This is a genomic window from Niallia sp. FSL W8-0951, assembly GCF_038006525.1.
Taxonomy (GTDB): domain Bacteria; phylum Bacillota; class Bacilli; order Bacillales; family Cytobacillaceae; genus Niallia; species Niallia circulans.
On the sequence record NZ_JBBOVK010000002.1, the window covers coordinates 278,079 to 297,399 of the forward strand.

Annotated in this window: 15 protein-coding genes and 1 pseudogene; 3 read left to right on the forward strand and 13 right to left on the reverse strand. The window is 35.7% G+C overall.

The annotated features are described in order from the left end of the window. Positions 1–40: 40 nt before the first annotated feature. Entirely contained in the window at positions 41–991 is a 951-nt protein-coding gene (locus tag NSS71_RS21290) for a glycoside hydrolase family 43 protein (RefSeq protein WP_095259168.1), read from the reverse strand. A 653-nt stretch (positions 992–1,644) separates the two neighbouring features. Between NSS71_RS21290 and NSS71_RS21295 the strand changes: the two genes are divergently transcribed. Further along, complete coding sequence (locus tag NSS71_RS21295) at positions 1,645–3,198, forward strand: ABC-F family ATP-binding cassette domain-containing protein (RefSeq protein ID WP_047941682.1); 1,554 nt, start codon at positions 1,645–1,647, stop codon at positions 3,196–3,198. Between the two features lie 61 nt (positions 3,199–3,259). On the opposite strand, the gene essA is transcribed toward NSS71_RS21295, so the two are convergent. The 12 genes from essA to NSS71_RS21355 all read right to left on the reverse strand — a co-directional run bounded on the left by essA (position 3,260) and on the right by NSS71_RS21355 (position 16,692). After that, positions 3,260–3,775, reverse strand: a complete 516-nt coding sequence (gene essA / locus NSS71_RS21300) for a type VII secretion protein EssA (protein WP_061799832.1) — start codon at positions 3,773–3,775, stop codon at positions 3,260–3,262. Beyond that, positions 3,762–6,761 (reverse strand): type VII secretion protein EsaA, encoded by a 3,000-nt coding sequence (gene esaA / locus NSS71_RS21305; RefSeq protein ID WP_341152023.1) that lies wholly within the window; start codon positions 6,759–6,761, stop codon positions 3,762–3,764. The genes essA and esaA overlap by 14 nt, the downstream gene beginning before the upstream one ends. Continuing rightward, positions 6,761–11,248: a type VII secretion protein EssC gene (gene essC, locus NSS71_RS21310; RefSeq protein ID WP_341152024.1), complete on the reverse strand. Its 4,488-nt coding sequence runs from the start codon at positions 11,246–11,248 to the stop codon at positions 6,761–6,763. The genes esaA and essC overlap by 1 nt, the downstream gene beginning before the upstream one ends. 47 nt (positions 11,249–11,295) lie before the next feature. Continuing rightward, complete coding sequence (gene essB, locus NSS71_RS21315) at positions 11,296–12,522, reverse strand: type VII secretion protein EssB (protein WP_047941686.1); 1,227 nt, start codon at positions 12,520–12,522, stop codon at positions 11,296–11,298. A gap of 14 nt (positions 12,523–12,536) precedes the next feature. Next, positions 12,537–12,776 carry an EsaB/YukD family protein gene (locus NSS71_RS21320; RefSeq protein WP_095259189.1) on the reverse strand — a complete coding sequence of 80 codons (240 nt, stop codon included), beginning with the start codon at positions 12,774–12,776 and terminating at the stop codon, positions 12,537–12,539. Between the two features lie 79 nt (positions 12,777–12,855). Then, positions 12,856–13,149, reverse strand: coding sequence for a WXG100 family type VII secretion target (locus NSS71_RS21325; protein WP_047941688.1), 294 nt, complete (start codon positions 13,147–13,149; stop codon positions 12,856–12,858). A 131-nt stretch (positions 13,150–13,280) separates the two neighbouring features. Continuing rightward, positions 13,281–13,826 carry a hypothetical protein gene (locus NSS71_RS21330; RefSeq protein WP_336044728.1) on the reverse strand — a complete coding sequence of 182 codons (546 nt, stop codon included), beginning with the start codon at positions 13,824–13,826 and terminating at the stop codon, positions 13,281–13,283. Between the two features lie 19 nt (positions 13,827–13,845). Next, positions 13,846–14,187 carry a hypothetical protein gene (locus tag NSS71_RS21335; RefSeq protein WP_341152025.1) on the reverse strand — a complete coding sequence of 114 codons (342 nt, stop codon included), beginning with the start codon at positions 14,185–14,187 and terminating at the stop codon, positions 13,846–13,848. Then, on the reverse strand, positions 14,187–14,495 hold the full coding sequence (locus NSS71_RS21340) for a DUF4176 domain-containing protein (RefSeq protein ID WP_047941690.1): 309 nt from the start codon (positions 14,493–14,495) through the stop codon (positions 14,187–14,189). Before NSS71_RS21340 ends, NSS71_RS21335 begins: the two co-directional genes overlap by 1 nt. 30 nt (positions 14,496–14,525) lie before the next feature. Continuing rightward, positions 14,526–15,953 carry an LXG domain-containing protein gene (locus NSS71_RS21345; RefSeq protein WP_047941691.1) on the reverse strand — a complete coding sequence of 476 codons (1,428 nt, stop codon included), beginning with the start codon at positions 15,951–15,953 and terminating at the stop codon, positions 14,526–14,528. Continuing rightward, on the reverse strand, positions 15,950–16,234 hold the full coding sequence (locus NSS71_RS21350) for a DUF5344 family protein (protein WP_047941692.1): 285 nt from the start codon (positions 16,232–16,234) through the stop codon (positions 15,950–15,952). The genes NSS71_RS21345 and NSS71_RS21350 overlap by 4 nt, the downstream gene beginning before the upstream one ends. Before the next feature lie 89 nt (positions 16,235–16,323). After that, complete coding sequence (locus NSS71_RS21355; protein ID WP_047941693.1) at positions 16,324–16,692, reverse strand: YwqH-like family protein; 369 nt, start codon at positions 16,690–16,692, stop codon at positions 16,324–16,326. A 372-nt stretch (positions 16,693–17,064) separates the two neighbouring features. Here NSS71_RS21355 and NSS71_RS21360 point away from each other — a divergent pair. Continuing rightward, positions 17,065–17,460 (forward strand): annotated as a pseudogene (locus NSS71_RS21360) (ATP-binding cassette domain-containing protein); the annotation flags it as partial. Positions 17,461–17,653: 193 nt separating this feature from the next. Continuing rightward, positions 17,654–18,748 carry a GerAB/ArcD/ProY family transporter gene (locus NSS71_RS21365; RefSeq protein WP_341152026.1) on the forward strand — a complete coding sequence of 365 codons (1,095 nt, stop codon included), beginning with the start codon at positions 17,654–17,656 and terminating at the stop codon, positions 18,746–18,748. Positions 18,749–19,321 lie beyond the last annotated feature (573 nt).

Here is a 19,321-nt window from a genome sequence, read left to right on the forward strand (position 1 = left end):
AGCGACCTTCCTCTTCCCGAATTTCTCTGTTCCCTCCTTATCACTCACCAGAAGGAACGGTAATCAGTGTTGATGTACATAATGGGATTCCAAAATTAGGAGAACCATCGGCATTCCAATTGAATTTTTGAATCCGGGTACTTCGTCGCTGGCTTCCTCCTTCTGATTCGGAGATAGCATGATAAACAATCCAATCTTCTGTACCATCAGGGGATTGTGTAAAACTGTTATGGCCAGGAGCGAATACCTTATTTTCGATACTTTTCTTAAACACAGGCTCTGTAGATTTAAACCAAATTTGGGGATTCATGACATCCTCATTCTCTGAGATTGTTAACATCCCTAAACTATAATCATCTGACCAAGTGGTACTTGCAGAATAGATTAGAAACAACTTATTATTTCTCTTTAACATTACCGGTCCCTCATTAATCGCCATTCCCCCTTGCTTCTCCCAATCATACTCAGGTTTTGACAATAATATATTCGGACCAGTAATTGTCCACGGATTTTCCATCTCGGCTATATAGAGAGCTGATCCATACTCAGGAAAGTTCCCATATCCAGCATAAACAAAATAAAGTCGACCTTTATGTTCAAAAATCGTTCCATCTAAACCAGGGTACTCTGTATTTACATACCCCCTCTCTACCCAATCCCCGTTAAACGGATCTTCCGCGGAATTCTCTAACACAAAAATCTTCCTTGATTGATCATCACCTATTCCGTCATTCGCTGTGAAATATATATACCATATCCCATTTATCCGATGAATTTCTGGAGCCCAAATATTAGCACAATTGATTCCTTCACTCGGAGCAGTCCAAATCGTTTTACAACTCCCTTTTGCTATTCCACTTAATGTAGGTGACTTCCATAAATCAAGTCTTGTCCTTTTCGTTACCATAAAATAGTAAGTATTATTATCTTTATACACCCAAGGATCTGCCCCTGGTTCTAGAATTGGGTTATAAAAAGTTAATTTGCTCATCGTTTCCTCCTCTAACCTTTTTTATGATGAAACCGGCCGCAAAGTAAGGGTTTTCATTTTTTCCTATTAACAGCTATAATCAGAGAAGGAGCAAACTCTGCTTCTCCGTTATATCCCCCCTTTGTATAGAATCCCGTTTCACCGAAAATATATAATCTTTATCCTATTAATCTCCTAAATGAATATTTCTAATTTCATTAATCCTCGAATTCCATACCATCTCCCTGCTCTCTCTTTACTTATCTAATCTATTTATTCTCTACCATTTCTTTCTTTTCCTTTAAAATTACCAAAGAGTATGAATAGGCTGCACTTTTTTAAGTTAAGCAGATTACAGATTATCTGTTTACGCTCTATCTTTTCGCCTTTCAATGGAATGTACCCTCTAAATTTCTTTTTAGTAATCAACCAATTATTTCATTTTTTATTCAACTATTCCCATATGGGAAAACCTTCTATCATATTGTATAATAGATTTTTATCCTATTATAAAAAGCAAAAAAATAATTCCATATCCAATTAATGAAGAAATCGTAAACTTTCCTTACCTTCCAAATTGAATGGCATTTTAGACAATATAAATTTCAAGTTAGAAAATCCAGTCTAAATCAAGTATGATATCCACATGTGATAGTAGAAAAGGGGTTAAAAGAATGAGCGTATTAAACGTAAAGAATTTAAGTCACGGTTTCGGTGATCGTGCAATATTTAATGATGTGTCTTTTCGGCTTTTAAAAGGAGAACACGTTGGACTAGTTGGAGCAAATGGTGAAGGTAAATCCACTTTCATGAATATTGTTACTGGGAAGCTGCAGCCTGATGAAGGAAAAATTGAGTGGTCACGAAAAGTCCGTGTTGGTTATTTAGATCAGCATGCTGTCCTTCAAAAAGGAACGACGATGCGTGAAGCACTAAGCACTGCTTTTCAATATCTTTTTGATGCAGAAACAGAGATTAATGAACTTTATGCAAAAATGGGCGATGAAGGCGCTGATATTGATGCATTACTTGCAGAAGTGGGGGAGCTGCAAGAAACGCTAGATAGTAACGATTTCTATCAAATTAATGCAAAAGTCGAGGAAGTTGCTCGTGGTCTTGGTTTAGACGATGTCGGACTAGATCGTGATGTAGCTGATCTTAGCGGTGGGCAGCGTACGAAAGTGCTGCTGGCTAAGCTATTACTAGAAAAGCCTGAAATTCTATTACTAGATGAGCCTACAAACTACTTGGATGAACAGCATATCGAATGGCTGAAGCGCTATTTACAAGAATATGAGAATGCGTTTATCTTGATTTCCCATGATATTCCCTTCTTAAACAGTGTTGTTAACTTGATTTACCACATGGAAAACCAAGAATTGAATCGCTACGCTGGCGATTATGATAACTTCTTAAAAATATATGAAATGAAAAAGCAGCAGCTAGAGTCTGCTTACAAGCGTCAACAACAAGAAATCGCTAATTTGAAAGATTTTGTTGCTCGTAACAAAGCAAGTGTTGCGACTCGTAATATGGCCATGTCTCGTCAAAAGAAGCTCGACAAAATGGACATTATTGAATTAGGGAAAGAAAAACCAAAACCAGAGTTTAAATTCAAAGAAGCTCGCGCAGCCAGTCGCTGGATTTTCGAGACGGAGGATCTTGTTATCGGTTATAACGAACCACTTTCTCGCCCGCTTAATCTGAAAATGGAACGGGGACAAAAGATTGCCTTCGTTGGGGCAAACGGTATTGGTAAGTCTACACTTTTAAAAAGTATTCTCGGCTTGATTAATCCTCTTTCGGGTAAAGTAGAGCGCGGTGATTATCAACACATCGGTTACTTCGAACAAGAAGTGAAAGAATCCAACTACAACACTTGTATTGAAGAAATTTGGAGCGAATTCCCAAGTATGAATCAGGCGGAAGTTCGTGCTGCTCTTGCAAAGTGTGGATTAACAACGAAGCATATTGAAAGTAAAATTGAAGTCCTTTCTGGTGGGGAAAAAGCCAAGGTTCGCTTGTGCAAAATTTTAAACACAGAAACGAATTTATTAATACTAGATGAACCTACCAATCACTTAGATGTAGATGCAAAAGAAGAATTGAAGCGTGCTTTAAAGGAATATCGCGGAAGCATCTTAATGGTATCCCACGAACCAGATTTCTATCGTGAAATTGCGACTGATATTTGGAATTGTGAAGATTGGACAACGAAAGTGTTTTAAATAATGATTGAGGGGTACCCAATGAATTAATTCCAATTGGGTACCCCATATTCTTTTTGTCTTACAGGTTTCCTTTCCTTGTCACTTTCAGATTACTCCGATAAAAGACAAATAATATAAGAATGAGAAGCAAAAGACAAATGCCAATTAAAATGCTTATCAATAAAGCCATCGATAGCTCTGTAGAATTTTCCTCTCCTATCCTGTCCACTCTGTAGTGAACATTCTCTTCATCATCTGTAAATAACTGAAGTTTTTCTGCTTTCCTAGTAATGCTACTGCCTGTTTCCATCTTTTGTGTAAAAAGCTGCCCTTTCCATTCGTCATGGTCATTTACTTTGCTTCCATCAAAAGAAATAGCACGTTTTTCTGCCGTTAAAGCATCTGTCTTAGATGATTGACTCGATTCTTTTAGAAAATCTGTATTCTTTAGATTACGACTGCTTTCGTATTCATTGGGCTGTAATCTATCAATCAGGGAATCCGCCCTTGCCGTTTGCTCGGTCAGCCAACTGAAGATAGCCATGAATACAAATAAGATTAGACTAAGAAAGATTTTTTTACTAAACCGATTCATTTCTCGAATCATCCTCTATTTCCTTGCTTTTCCATCTTTCTATAAGAATTTGTACTCCTATCAGCAGCAGTAGCCCAATCAATAGAATGATCGCTGCCGGAGCAAATAACGATTGCGTTCCATATTGAATAGACATATAAACTTTGGACATCGGATCATCATAACTGAAATTCGGTGTTGTTAAAGCTAATAGTGGTGTTACATATAAAATAATTAATCCGACTGTAAGGAATAAACCAAGAAGTTTTTGTGCTGCAAAACTGACTGCAATTATACTAGAACTCACTAATAATAAAAGGATAGTAAATACAGTCCATTGCATCGTACTGGCTTGAGAGAGTTCATAGATATTTAATCCGTATAAACTAATCACAAAGCCGACAATCAAATTAAGTAAAAGAAAGACTGTTCCACGGAACCACAATGGAATACGTTTAAAGTAATAGGTTGTATACCCAATTAGCAAGCTGCTAATTAAGACAATAAACATAATAACCACAGGCGGAATATTTTTTTCCTGTTTCACTTCACTTGCACCAGCTGTTAATTGAAGTGGACTAGATAAGAAATTATAAACGTCGCCTTTAGAGCGTCCTTCAATAAATGCATTTTGCAGAACACTAAAGACATCATCCTTTATTTTTCTTGTTGAATCTACATTTACAGCCCATTTATTATTTAAGGCATCTGCATCTGTCTGTACAAACGAAACTTCATCATGCAGTTCATTCGTATGGTCAATAACAGTCTGCTGGTGCTTTCCTGCTTCTTTTATGGAAGAATGAATAGCATTTACTTGCTCGATGATTTGTGAATGTACCGCTACCAGTTGAGTTCCCTTTGCCGATCCTGGTTCATGCGCCGCAGTTTGTTCCCCTTGCTGTATTTGCTGAAGTAATGCTTCCCCTTCTGTTTTAATCTCGGATAAATTCTGGGCTAATTCTGTATGATGTGTGTCTAGGCTTTCTTTTGATTTAGCCAAGAATACAACAAATTGGTCTTGAAGTGCTGTTAAGCCATCTCCAATTGTCGGCATTTCTGTTTCCACATTTGTCCAAGCAGTTGTTTCCGCATCTGTTAATTGAAAAATCCTTGTAAGCTCTGTAAGAAATTGTTCATTTTTCATTACTTCGCTCTTTGCGTTGTTCTCAGAAAGCATGTTGTTCAACGTCGTTTCATATTGATCTAGATAAGCATAGTAATAAAGCAAATCCATAATATCTCCAGTAAGAAATTCCTTATGGAACCAAGTTTCAAGGCTATGTTTTCTATCCCCAGACAGTGCTGGTGATGCTAAAATTGCCTCTTCTTTCTCTTCTATTCTAGTTATAATAGAATTCATATTATTCGTAAGAAGTGTCAGCTGTTCCCGCAGCTCATCATTTACTTCTATGAGAGATTCTATATATTCTTTCAACAATCTATTCTCTTCGGTAAGAGAATTTTTATTTTCTGTAAGCTCTTTGATCGTATTTGCCAACGTTTCATTGTCTGTAAGAAGTGCAGCAATTTTTTCTTTCAATTGCTGAATAATTTGGTTATTACCCTCGTTACTCGTTTTAAGTGATTGCTTCACATCCTCTAATTTTTTTTGAATGTCCTTTAATTGTATTTCGAACTGACTCTTACTTTCATCCGGAATTTGTTCATCTGCCTGTAAATACTCATGAAGCTTTTTCAATAATTCTTCCATTTGTGCTAACTGCTCTTCTGCAGATGAATTTTTCGTTTCCCTGTTTGCTCCATTAGCAGTATTTGAATCTTCCTTTGCATGCGTACTTTCTAATATAAATTGTTCTCCTGTTTGGTCGTCGCTATCCTTATCATCATCAGATGTCGGCAAATTAGGGTATTCTGGATTTTCTGGCGGTGCTTCTGGTAACAAGCTGCCTTCCCCTTCCGCCAATTTTTCTTTGGTTTTCACTATCTTTTCTTGAAAAGAATTCAAAGATTTTGTATCAATTAATTGCTTGTAATAATCTAGCATTCTGCTCTGGTAGTCATAAATTGCTTCCCTTTGTTTATCCAAAGCAAATATTCTATTTTCTTTTAGTAATGTTAATAACCGTTTACTGTTATCTAGTTTTTCATAAACGGAATTAGCGTTACTCATTAATTGTTGATTATTCTCCGACAAAAAAAGTGACTGTTCAGCAAAATAAGGAGATGAAGCTTCTGTCGCTGACTTTATTGTAGAAAGAGCAGTAGTCTGCAAGTTTGTCAATTTTTGTTTTTGTTGTTGCTGATACTCTTCATATACCTTGATATAGTCAACTAAACTGCTTAAATCCTCAGAAAATGACTTCATAGATTGATTCTGACTATCACTTTGCGTGCCGATTTGCTCAATAGATGACTTCATGGACTTTAATACGCCCTCTTGTTCTAAAATCTCATCAGCAAGATTCTTGGAACTTGGTTTATAGAAAGCTAGCATAGTCTGCTGAAAGTCTATTTCCTTTTGCAAAATTTCTTCAAATTCAGAGCGTACCATTTCCATATCGTTCGCTACATAATTCCAATATAAGGAACTGATACGTTCATTTGCCCGTTTGGTAGCCCTTTCTATCTCCAAATTTACTTTTTCAGTATTTACCGCATTTAACTGACTTTGAACATTATATTTAAATGTCACTTTACTAGGATTTTCTTCTTCATATGCCATCACTTGTTCAGAGAAATTAGATGGAATATAGATGACAGCATCATATTTCTTATTCCTTAATCCATTCTCTCCAGCGCTTCTAGAAACAACAGTCCACTGAAAAGATGACTCGTTGGAGAGAATAGAAGATACATCTCCCCCTAAAAGTTTATGTTCTCCAGCAATATCAACACCAGCATCTTCATTTACAACTGCAATTGTTTTGGTTGTATTTGGCTTCTCCAGAAATGGATGATCTCCAATCAGCTGAAAAAATAACACTGGAACACCAATTATGACAACCAGTGCAATAACCATCTTCCACAATTTCACTTTTCCCATCAAGAATATACCTTCCTCTCCATAAGCACTAAAGGAATTTGAATTTTTCTCTCAAGCCCATTTTTTACATAATATCCATAGCCAGGCTGGATTTCTGGTTCCTTACGCTCATATGACAAAGTGTACAAGGATTGTTCCGATTTCTTCATTAGTAACAATGCCTGCCTAATTTGCTTTATTTCTAAAGTTAACGGATCATAGCCTTTTGTTAATTCATTAGTACTGCCTGAAACTACAATCTGAAACCCTAAGTGACTATAATTTTTCATTAGTCTCACAATCATCTCCTGCATTCTATTGTCTATTTCCTGAAGTAATCTTCCATATCCATCTATAACAAACAACAAAGGAGTAAAGAATGGAAGTGCCTTTCCTTCTAAAATCGCCTTATCATATTGACGATTTCTTTCTAAGAGCAGGGCTTCAGTAGATTCTAGCCATTTAGCAACGGTACCTCGATCTGTTAGATATTGAACCTGGTCACCTTCTGCTAAATAAGCTAACCCGCGATTGATAGAATCCCATATCCCAATTCCTTCCATTCCTTGTTGGATGGCATGGTTCATAAGTAGCTTAATGACATTTGTCTTTCCTTTTTGTGCTTGACCTAAAATCATGAAATGATTCATAGCATGAAAATCAACAAATACAGGCTGGACAGATTCTTCGTCTAAACCAATAGGTATGAGGCCTACTGAATTTTCGTCCTTTATATATTCTTTAAAGCTAATGTTAGTTAACTCTTTTGGAAGCATTGGAACCCTTTGAGGAGTTCGGCAGGATTCATATTTCTCCCGTAGATTTTGAATGGATGCCTTGAGTTCCGTTAGCTGGTCGAAATCATTATCACCAATGCAAGACAGTAAAATCTGCGTAAAATATATTCCTTCTTTTTTTATAATAGCCCTGCCTGGAATAGGCTCTGGTTCATAAGGAATTCTTCCCAAAATAGAATAAGCTTCTGTATGGTCCATTAAGTAATGCACTATTTTCGTCTTTAAATTATTCATCAAGGACGGTCTAATGGAACTTACACGAGTAGCGCCAAAGAACATATATATTCCTAATGATTGACCATCCCGAGCAAATTGATTTATCTGTGCCTCTAAATCAGCCATTTCCTCTTTGACAATATCGTAATTATCAATCACGATAAACCACACTGGAAGCGTCTCACCACTTAGCTGATTATACATAGAGATAGAACTTACTTCTGTTTGCTGAAAAAGCTGTTTTCTTATATTTATCTCATTCTGCAAAATAGCCATAAACTTATTGATTTTTTGCTGTTCATCCATTAAGAATAATTCACCGACATGAGGAAGTTGCTTAAGTGGCATCAATCCGCCATTGCCAAAATCCATTAAATAAAAATGGACCTCTTCCGGAGAATAATTTTCGGCAATTCCCATAAGAAGAGTAATCAAGCTCTGCGTTTTTCCATAGCCAGATGTGCCAAAGACCCCAACATTTCCATCTTCTAGCAAAGTATAGGGATAGATCGATTGACTTTGCGCTTCAGGATCATCTATCATAGCCAGATTAATTTTTCGGCAGTTCTCATCAGGCTGATAATCTGGACGATATATTCTTGGAGATAATGGTGGAAGCCATGGGCTTGATAGTTTTGTTAGCTGAAGCTCCTTTTGCAGCTCTTCTATTTTTCCCACGATAACATCAATCTCACTGTTCACTTGCACTTTCGTTTTTTCCTGTATGGATAGCTCAGATAAAGGAATTAACCCCAGATCCGATACAATCGCAATTTCATCTTCCATTTGTGAAGAATCTTCTTGATAATTAGCACCGCTCCATGCAGATTGGAATAATTCATACACTTCATTATTGCCGACTTGCAGATAGCCCCTGCCAGTAACAGTAAGAGAGGCTGCATCACTGTTCTTCAAAATCTCCCTGCTGTCTTCTGCATTCTGGACCTTAAGAGCAATTCGGAAACGAGCATTACTCCAGATTTGAGAATCAATTACTCCACCTGGCTTCTGTGTTGCCAATATTAGATGAACCCCTAAACTTCTCCCTATTCGAGCAGCACTTACCAATTCTTTAATGAAATCAGGCTCCTCGCTCTTTAATTCAGCAAATTCATCAGAAATAAGAAATAAATGTGGCAGCGGCTCTTCAATTTCTCCCCTTTTATACATGCTTGTATAGTCATTAATGTGATTCACTTCATATTTATCGAACAAACGCTGTCTTCGTTTAAGTTCACTTTTAATAGAAGCAAGAGCACGATTACTAAAGTTTCTGCTGCCTTCAATATTAGTAATAGTACCTAACAAATGCGGCATATTTCGAAATGGCTGTGCCATCCCTCCACCTTTATAGTCAATGAGCAAAAAAGCTACTTCATGTGGATGATAATGAACTGCAAGTGATAAAATATACGTTTGCAATAGTTCACTTTTCCCCGATCCAGTCGTACCTGCCAGCAATCCGTGTGGTCCATGAGCTTTTTCATGGAGATTTAAATAGACAATATCAGATTTACCTTTCAGTCCGATTGGAGCGGCCAATGTTTTAGCAGACTCATTTGTCAGCCAATTTTCTTTAATTGGTATTTCATCAACATCTCTTACCTTAAGCATCTCCATAAACGAAACAGTTTCTGGTATGGAATTAGTAATCCCCACCTGATGATTAAGTGTTTTTAGCATACGGGCATACTCTTCATTACCATTTAAAGCATGATTATCTAAATTAAAAGGAATCTGCACTGCGGCTTTATTTTGGATTAATATATCGCCCTGTCTTCCGTTCACATATCGAATCAATGTATGAATATTATTTGAGAAGCTTTCTTTAGCTTCACCTGCAAAGATAGCAGATATGCCCAGATGACTGTGAGAGCCTTCTAAATATTCCAGAATTACATGTTCAGCTAGGAGTTCCTGATTCGTAACAATAAAGACAAAATGGGGAGCAAAACGAGTTTTTTCATCTGTTTCTTCCACATCTCTTTCCCTGATCAATTCATAAATAGATGACAATAGCTGATCCCTTGTTTGTTCATTATAAATAAACCCTTTAGCAAAAGATTGAGGAATTTGAAAATGAGGCAGCCATTTCATCCATTCCCAGTACTTATATTCATCCTCATGAAAAATAAAAAGGAATCGTACATCATGATAACTATGAAAAAATGCAAGCTGCCCAATGATTTGGTGCAATTCTCCCTTTAATACGGACATCTTACCAATAAGTCCAATGGATCCTTTCGATAAATCCGCAGTAATTGGAAGATTTTTCACATGCTGATAGGACTTCTGCAGATGCTTTGACCTTTCAAGCAATTCATCCATCTCCCGATTGGATAAATCAGCAGAGTTTACACTTATTTGGTAACTTGCAGGAACATCCCCTGTCCCCAGTCGAAATTGTAAAAAATCTTTACTATCTATGCTTCGCTCCCAGATTCGGTCAGAGATCTGTTCTGTCAAATATTTCATTCTTTCAAAAGATGGGAAATGAAACTCCAGTACTTGTCGCTGCTTTGAAGCTAAAGATTCAAGCTCACTTCTTTTTTCTTCCAGATAATTAGAATAGACTCTTTTTCTTCTTTCTTCTTGCTCTTTTCTTGTTGTCTTTTCTTTAAAATACTGAACCGTGGAAGTAATAATAGTCATCGAGAACATCACGATAGAAATAAGTATAAAAATTCCTCTTGGTATTAATAAAGCAACAAGTCCCATCACGATCAGCATCACTAAAGGTGGAAGAATGATTAGCCATAGACTTCTTTTAGAGTGGATCGATTCTTGACCAGGAAAGGATAACTGCACTTTCTCCTTAGGCAATTCATACAGCATTCTAGGTGTCCTCCGATAATTCGGATAGCGTTTCATCATCTCCGATTGAGGAAGGTAAATCTCTTTTAGAGAGGACTCAAATTCATAGAAGCTTTCTATTTGAATCACATCCTGATCCATCAATGTAACATATATGCCATTCCAGAAGAGTATATCGCCAACCTCTAGCTTTTGTTTGTCTAAAACTAAATGGCCATTTAGATAAACAGTAGAATCTCTAGAAATAATTTCCATATGATTATGATTTTTTATTAAAGAAAGCCCTTTTTCGCCATGTTGCATATGCGCTTTTTTTATGTAAATAGATTTTTTGTCGAAATTCCATTCTTCATCCTGTGAAACTGGTGCTACCATACATACTACTTCAGACTGATTTCCAATATAGTAAGTTTTTTCGAGCTTCTTCCTGCTTGTCATAAACAGCGTAAGGCACTGCCTTTCCTGGCTTAGTTGATAAAACTTCTCTGTTCCCATCACAGTTTCAGTCGAATCTATCGTATATGTCGCCATGTCATCTTCCCCCACTCTTACAAGTATGGAAGAAGGGAAAGATGGAAGAGTAATGTTGTCTCCAAATTCTGGACCAATGGTAATGCTGCTATTTTTTGTTAATTTAATAGAATAATAGGTTTGTTCATGGAAAAGAAACAGCGTATACATAACATCACCTCGCAATTGTTCCAATTATTATTTTGATGCTTTCTTCTTTATTTAGGATTCTGGCCTTGATCTTTTGTTGTCTGATTATTTTTCAGAAGAGTATCCTCTTGTGAAGATTCTTCTTTCATATCTTGCTCATATTTATTTAGCTCATTTTCAATTTCATCGATTTGTTGCTGACGCTCTTTACTGGTGAGCGAATCATCTCTCTGAACTTGAGCCTGATACTCTAGCAAAGCATACATGATAAGACTGCGATCTTCTAGAAAGCGAGCATTCTCCAAGGCAGCTTCGGCGTCCCCTCTTCCAATATTAATCCAGTATTCATAATAATTAGAATCAGATTGAAGAGTAACTGTATTTTTTACAATATCCCTTTGTTTATCGGATAAGTCCGCACCAGATATATAGGCTGTTGCTAATTCATATTGCGCAACAGTCGGCAAACTATCAATATCATATGATTCAAGGCTATTGATTACATCACTGTAAGCATCCGCTAAAAAGTGTTGATGGGCGTCTAATATATGGTTATGTTTTGGCTGGAGAAAAAACAGGGTATAGATAGAGTAAATAATTGCTGGTACTAATAAAATGCTAGTTGCCCAAATGGCATATCTCATCCGTTTCCACTTATTTTTCGGAAGTTCGACCAACTGTTCATATTCCTCTTTTTCCTGTAAAAAAGCTTGATCAAGAACAGCTTGCAGATCATCATAATTATTTGCTTTCATAATCTCAGCTGCTGCTTCACTTAATTTCAATGTTTCATAATAGGCAATATATTGTTCAAAAGAATATTGATTATCAATCAATGCTGCTGTCATTGCTTTCAGCTGCAGCCATTCTTCCTCCCTATTGTCTTCATATGGAGGAATACTTTCTTTCACTCCATAATGGAGGAAATAAGGCGCCAAACCTTGATCGACAGCAATATTTTCTGGACATATAAATAAATGAAGACGGGATAAGGAGTGATTGCGGACATTTTCAAGCAATTGATGAGCAATTATGTATTGTTCCTTTTTTTTCAAAGAGAAGATTCCTTGATTATAAATAAAAGACTTAGGCAATTGAACCTCTATCTGTAATAAATCCTCCTGTTTATTAAGCTTTCTTTTAACTTGGCTATCTATTTCTTCTAAAAACGCTGCTTCCAGCAAATGATTCAGCTTAATTTTCTCAATTTGAAAATTAAATATAATTCGCTGGTCTTCCTTCTGGATAACAGCATCCAGCTTTTTTTCCATATATGATACATGTTCATTTGACATACTTGCTGTCTCCTTTATAATATTTGAATCTTGTCGCCTGTCATTACTCCGATATCTGCTAACCGCTTTTCTCCAGAAAAAACTCTCTTTTTATTCATTACCTTTATCCAATATCCGTTTCTTGGTGTATCTAGCCTGTTAGTTGTCTTCCAGGCAATATCCACTAACTTCTTCACTGTATGATAATTAGAGAGTCGAAGTTCTACATATTCTCCATTATATTTGGAAAGATCTACCGTTACCTCAATGTACATGTCATCACCTCTTAAAAGAAAAGAGCGCCTCCATTTGTAGAAAAGCGCTCTTAAATAAACCATATTCTATCTTCCAATCTTATCCTCGAATCTGATTTGCAATTTGAGCGTCTGCATCTTCCAATGCTTTTGCTGTACTGTTTAATTGAGAAGAAATTTCTTCAAGCAACTGCTGCATGTCTACAAATGATGGTCTTAACGATTGATATTGTTCGCTAAACGCTCTGCTTGACTGACCTTCCCACATGCTTTCTAATTCTTGAATCATGTTGTCTAAGCGAGAAATTTGATCTCCCACTTGACTTCCTTCACTAGAATAGCGATTGGCCATACCTACTAATTCTTCTGGTGTAACGCGAATGATTCCTGACATATTATCTCTCCTTTTATTTTATATATATAACACACAATGAATGACATTATGCAGTTACCACAATTAAATAATCTTTTAAACTTAATTAAATTTATAAACTAACTATTTATAATCTATTAATGGCATGAAAATTAATTTGGCTGGTAGTCAATTTCATATTTACTTGCCAAATTCTTCATATCTTCATGATAGCTATTGATTAGTTCAATGTATTCTTGTCCTTTTTTATTTGATTCTTCAATAAGTCCTTTATCCTTCTTTTCTAGTGCCTCTTTCTCTAGTATTAAAGCTTCATAGTACGTACTAGTCGCTTCTTTGATTTTTGATTTCATCGGCTCTAGCTCTTCAGCAGACACTTGAAGTTCCTTCGCTTCGTTAACAGCTTTTTCATAAGTAGGAATTACCTTACTTGTCAGCACCTCATATAATTCCTCATCGGAATTGTAATTATCACCAGAAACGGTCGCTAATTGCTGATTCGCTTCTGTTTCATATGTTACTATTTCTTGGATGTCATTATTAATAAAGTCCACAATTTCCCCTTGTGTGTCTTTATAAGAAAGTTCTTCTTTATTAACATTTCCCTTTGTCTCTTGCCTTTCTGAAGTAGATGAATCATTGCTGCAGCCAACAAGCATCAATACTACAGTAATTATGCTGTAAAATAATTTAGTCAAGATGCGATACCTCTCTATTCTATGATTCTATCAATCTAGGATCATCTTTTATGAAAGCATTACGGCGTTTTAGATACTTCTTCTTTTGCACCAATTTAATAATGGTCATCATCAACAGACCGACAATAATTCCTGATAATGCATAAAGCTTTACGACAAAAAGCAAAATGATATAGACAAAGAAACTGACTAAAAATAGCGAGTAGATTACTAGGAGCAGAGCATTAAAGGCCTGTAGCTGAGCTATTCTGCCTTTTTCCTTTGCATTTGTTCCTGAATCTTTCTTCAAATTAGCTAAATAATGAAATTCAGACCATATAATGAGATATGGTTCCCAAAAAAAGCTAACTATCTTTTTCATCACTTTTCATCCCTTAGATGCAAGGAATTTAACTTTTCTCTCATTAATTTTTCTCCCTCTGATTCAAACCCTTTAAAGATGACTTGTTTGATTTGCTCATGATTGAAAAAAACATTGGTTTCATCAGAAATATGTCCTTGTGGATAAGGACATGCCACATATTGCCAAATTTTGTTTTTTTCTGCTTGCTGCTGCATTCTCCCATAAATCATCAAAGGCTGTGAAAATATGTCAAGCAATACAATTGTTCCAATTGGTAATAATTCAGTTCCTTTATCAATGATTAATGAGTTGACCTCTTGTGACATAGTACTTTCTCCTTTTACTAATAAATTTCTTTATTCCTCTTTTTCAAAACTTATGCCCAGCTTTACTCCTAATAGCAAGCGAAGGTCGAGAACAATTTCTTTACCTACTTTTGCCTCTCCACCTACTCCAAAAGCAGAAGCTCCTACAGTTCCTTTAATCGTATAGTCTGTAAAAGGGATTGGCACTATGCCAGAGACTTCTCCTTCCGCAACGGCAGCTTTTGCTCCAAGACCAACGGAACTGCCATCAACCCCGGCAAAGGCATTGGCTTTTAAAATTTCCCCTTTTGCTTCTAATCCAGTGCTTCCTACAAAGTCAACCTCTTTATCTATCTGAGATTTTACTTGTGCTGTATAAACTGCTCCGCCTGCTTTAGCAATCGGCAGAATACTGCTCCCCCCAATACTTGCCTGGCCTTCTGCAAATAGAATATCTTGGCTGAAGCTACTATCCAGAATAGTTGTATCGTGTTCTATGCCAACATGAATGCCACTGAAAGAACTAGCGCCGCCAAGCTGGCCACTTCCATTTTTCAAGTCATCGAAACCAGACCAGTCATTTTCTATCTTTCCAAGTCCGCCTTCTGCAGAAAGATCCCCTTTTGTTACTTTGTCTCCGACTAGAAATCCGTCCTCATTAATTACCTTCTCTACTTCCTGCTTCTCTGATGGAGTATAATTTAATCCCAGCCAGCTATATGGATATTGTCCATATGCATCTAATAGAAAGATGGATTGGGAGGAATCGGTACAATAAGGAGGTTTACTTTCAAATCCGCTGTTAGATGGCTTTATACTAGAAACCAATAAAAAATGGCTAGTGCTTGTTAAAAGGTTATATGGACTGAAATGACGAATCAGTTCAGGATTAAAGTTAACTTTTGTGTTTAGCTCTGATAAATAACTTTGCATGATTGCTAATTCACTTTTTATTTCATTAAAGGAATCAGCATTTTGCCGATCTATGGTTTCAAGCTGATCAATGGTTTCCTCTATTTTGTCTTTAGCAGTTCTAATCTCGCTATTAAACATGGACTCATCAAGACTAGCTAAAGAAATAATATCGGCGATCTTTTCCATTACGCTATTTCCATCTGCGATGACATCATTTGTATAGTTTTGCACGGACGTTAAGCGCTCTGAAAGCTCTCCCTGTAAAAACTCCTGCCGAATAACTCCATCTTCATTTGGCTCAAAAGAATGTATTGCCTCTCTGCATTGAGATATTTTTTCTTGATAATCTTGAATAACTTGTTTTAGTTTCACTAGAAAAGGCTTATGACTAGATTCATAAAAGAATTTAATCGATTCAGCACCTTTTCCTTGAAAGGAACCATCCAAACCTACTAGTTCCATCACAGATTGCTCTAAAGAATGAATCTGCTCTACCTTTTCATTAAAGGATTTTATTGTTTGGCTTAAATACTCTTCTAGACTTGCAACCTCTAATACTTTCATCTTAGTACCTCTGAAGAAATAGCATCTCTCAGTGCTTCATCTGTTTCCCTCATCAATGTTACAGAACTTCTTACTGTGCTGGCATTTTTCAGCAAAAGGGTTTTATATTCATTTATTATTTTTACAAATGATGCATTCACTTCTTCTAGTTCCGTTAATAAATCTAACTTATTATTCTTAGCATTATTTTCTGGCAGATTTGCTTGAAATGCAGTTATGTTAGTATCCATTTTTTTTAAAACACTTTCTATCCCACTATAATCAAACTTTATTTCTCCCATATTTTCACCACAACTTTACTACTAGAATTTAGAAAAAATAAATAAAATTATCTGCAGGAAATGCTCTCATTTAAGAAGAATAATTTCATCTAATTCTTTTCCTGTCTTCTTCTCATTTCCTTTTCTCTTTCTTCTTCGAGTTCATGGATAGTATGTCTTATGCTGCTCATTTCACTTTGCAGACTGTTAATCTTTTCGCTGATTTCCGAAAGCCTATTAGGTAACTGTTTTATTTCAATATCTTGATATTGTTGAAAAGCTCCCTTTGTTCTTATATTTTCAAATTCTACAGCTAATGTCCCATGCCAAGTTGAAGCTGATAAATCTGGCTTGACAACATTATCACTATAACTTGTCATTTCATGTTTAATAGCCTGCAGATCAGATTTCCCATTCTTTAGTCTGCGAAGCTGGTCTTCCTTCTCTTGCAACAACCCATAATAATAGAATATAGACAAGTAAGATCACCCTTTCTGGTGCTATTCGTCTTAATAACTATGTATTTTTTTTACGTGATGACGCCTCCTTAAACCCCCTTCTTTTTTCAATCTTTTTCATTGTAGCATACCTAAAATATGGAATAATGATAAAAATTATCTAATTATTCCATATTAACCTTAGGTAAATAGCATCAAATTGACTTGGAATCTCTGTATAGGTAAGTATCTAATAGCCTAATTGCTTGCTGATAGCTCAATCTGTAAATAAATTCCGTTTTTTTCTCCAATACCCTGTCTTTTTAGTTTTAAACACATTTTAAACCAAAAAGTGAAAAATAGGTCAATTGGTATAGTTATCCTTCCTATTAATCAAAAAAGCAGGAACCAATCCATGTCGGTTACTTTGAGCAAGAAGTGAAAGAGTCCAACTATAACACTTTTTCCGAAGAGATCTAGAGCGAATTTCCAAGTATGAATCAAGCGGAAGTCCGTGCTGCTCTAGCAAAATGTGGATTAACAACAAAGCATATTGAACAAATCGAAGTCCTTTCTAGTGGAGAAAAAAGCCAAGGTCAGCTTGTGCAAAATTTTAAACCTAGAAACGAATTTATTAATACTAAACGAAGCTGCCAGTCAATTATATGTAGATGCACAAAAAGAAGAATTGAAGCGTGCTTTAAAGGAATATCACGGAAGCATCTTAATGGTATCCCACAAACCTGATTTCTATCATAAAATCGCGACTGATATTTGGAATTGTGAGGATGGACAACGCAAGTATTTTAAATAAAAGATAAGGGTTCCAGCTAAACCATCCTTCCATTTGTAATACCATGAATCATCATAGATGGCTATATTGAGTCGTTCGATCATATGCCGGCAAAAAAACACTTACAATTTCAATATATAGGAATACTTTCAGGATTTTAACCAATGATAAAATAGATTAGAAGTTATATTCCTAAAGGGAGTTTCGAAAATGGTGTTAAAAGAAAAAATTTCTTTAAACCAATTATTCCACATTGTTATTGGATTTAATTTGGGGAGTTCTCTTATTATCGGGATTGGGATAAATGCAAAACAGGATGCCTGGATTGCTGTTTTATGCTCTTCCATTATTGGCATTTTCATCGCATTATTTTATTACCATTTCCAAGAAATATTGCCCAATAAACATTTTTCCGAAATGCTTGAATACATATTAAATCGTCCCATTTCTATTTTTATTACATATATCTATACAATCTATTTTTTTTATTTAGCAGCTAGGGTTATTCGTGATTTTGGAGAATTGGTTACAACCTTTATTCTCCCTAACACTCCGATAGAAGTCTGCAGCTTAAGCTTTGTGATTATCCTTACATACATCATATATTTAGGGGTGGAAGTCCTTGGAAGAGTAACAGAAGTATTTACACCATACGCTATTCTTTTTATTATCCTTGTGACCATTCTATTATTTGGTAATCATGACATAAAATTAGAGCGAGTTACGCCTATTTTAGCTACAGGGGTTAAGCCCTTGTTAAATACCATTTTCCCATATGAGCTCATCAGACCATATGCTCAATTATTTGCCTTAACATTTTTATTTTCTCATTTACCTAAACAACAATATGCAAGACACACACTAATTTATTCTGTCCTTTCATCAGGATTCTGGTTAACAGTAGGTACATTCATTGTCACAACTTCCTTAGGACCATCTATTGCATCTCGCAGTACTTTTCCTCTTGTAAGTGCAACTAGATTAATTAGCATAGGTGATTTCTTACAAAGGGTAGATGCATTCGCCATATTTATTATTGCATTAGGTGTAGTAATTAAAATTTGTATTTTTTCCTTTGCTGCCTTAAAGGGGCTGGAATATATCTTTAAGCTCCCTTATCGCGTATTAGTCATTCCAATGATGTGTATTTTAACCATCTGTTCATCTTTTATTAGCATAAACTTTTCTGACCATATTACTGAATCAAAAACCGTAGTTCCTTATTTTTTAAGCTTACCTTTATTTTTTCTTCTTCCGAGCTTATTTATGGTATTAGCCTTAATAAAAAAGAAAAAGGATGCTTAGACAAGTATCCTTTTTGAAAAGTTATATTGGCAGGGGATGTGGTCAGTGTGTACATACCTTGCATAAAAAGGCTGTTATATCAACGATAATTGTGCCACACATTCGACGTGCGCCGTTTTGGGTTTGAGTTTCATAGCCCAAAGCAAACGTACGTTCTAATGTTCATTCTCAGTATTTGACTCAAACTTTAGAAAATATGTTTCGTTCTATTTCAAATTTAAAAAGTTAAAATGTGGTCAAGTGGGCAGAATTCTTTCATGGTTATAATGGATGTTTCAACTCTTCCCAACTTCAACCATACATTCTTACATGCCTTTTAGTTAGGAATGAATTATCATATTGTTTCTTAACTGAAAGTTTCAGATTACAAATATCAGAAATAATATAGTTGTTTAATTTACAATAAAGAGTAATATAGTTGTTTTTAAATTTTTCTTTCATTAAAAGGTTAGTTGAATAGAGAAAAGCAAAAACACCCCCTAAATCACAATTAGATTCAGGGGATATTTCTATACCAAGTGAAATACTTCTCTTAGTAGATTTTTTACTTAATTCCTAGTTAATTTTGATCTA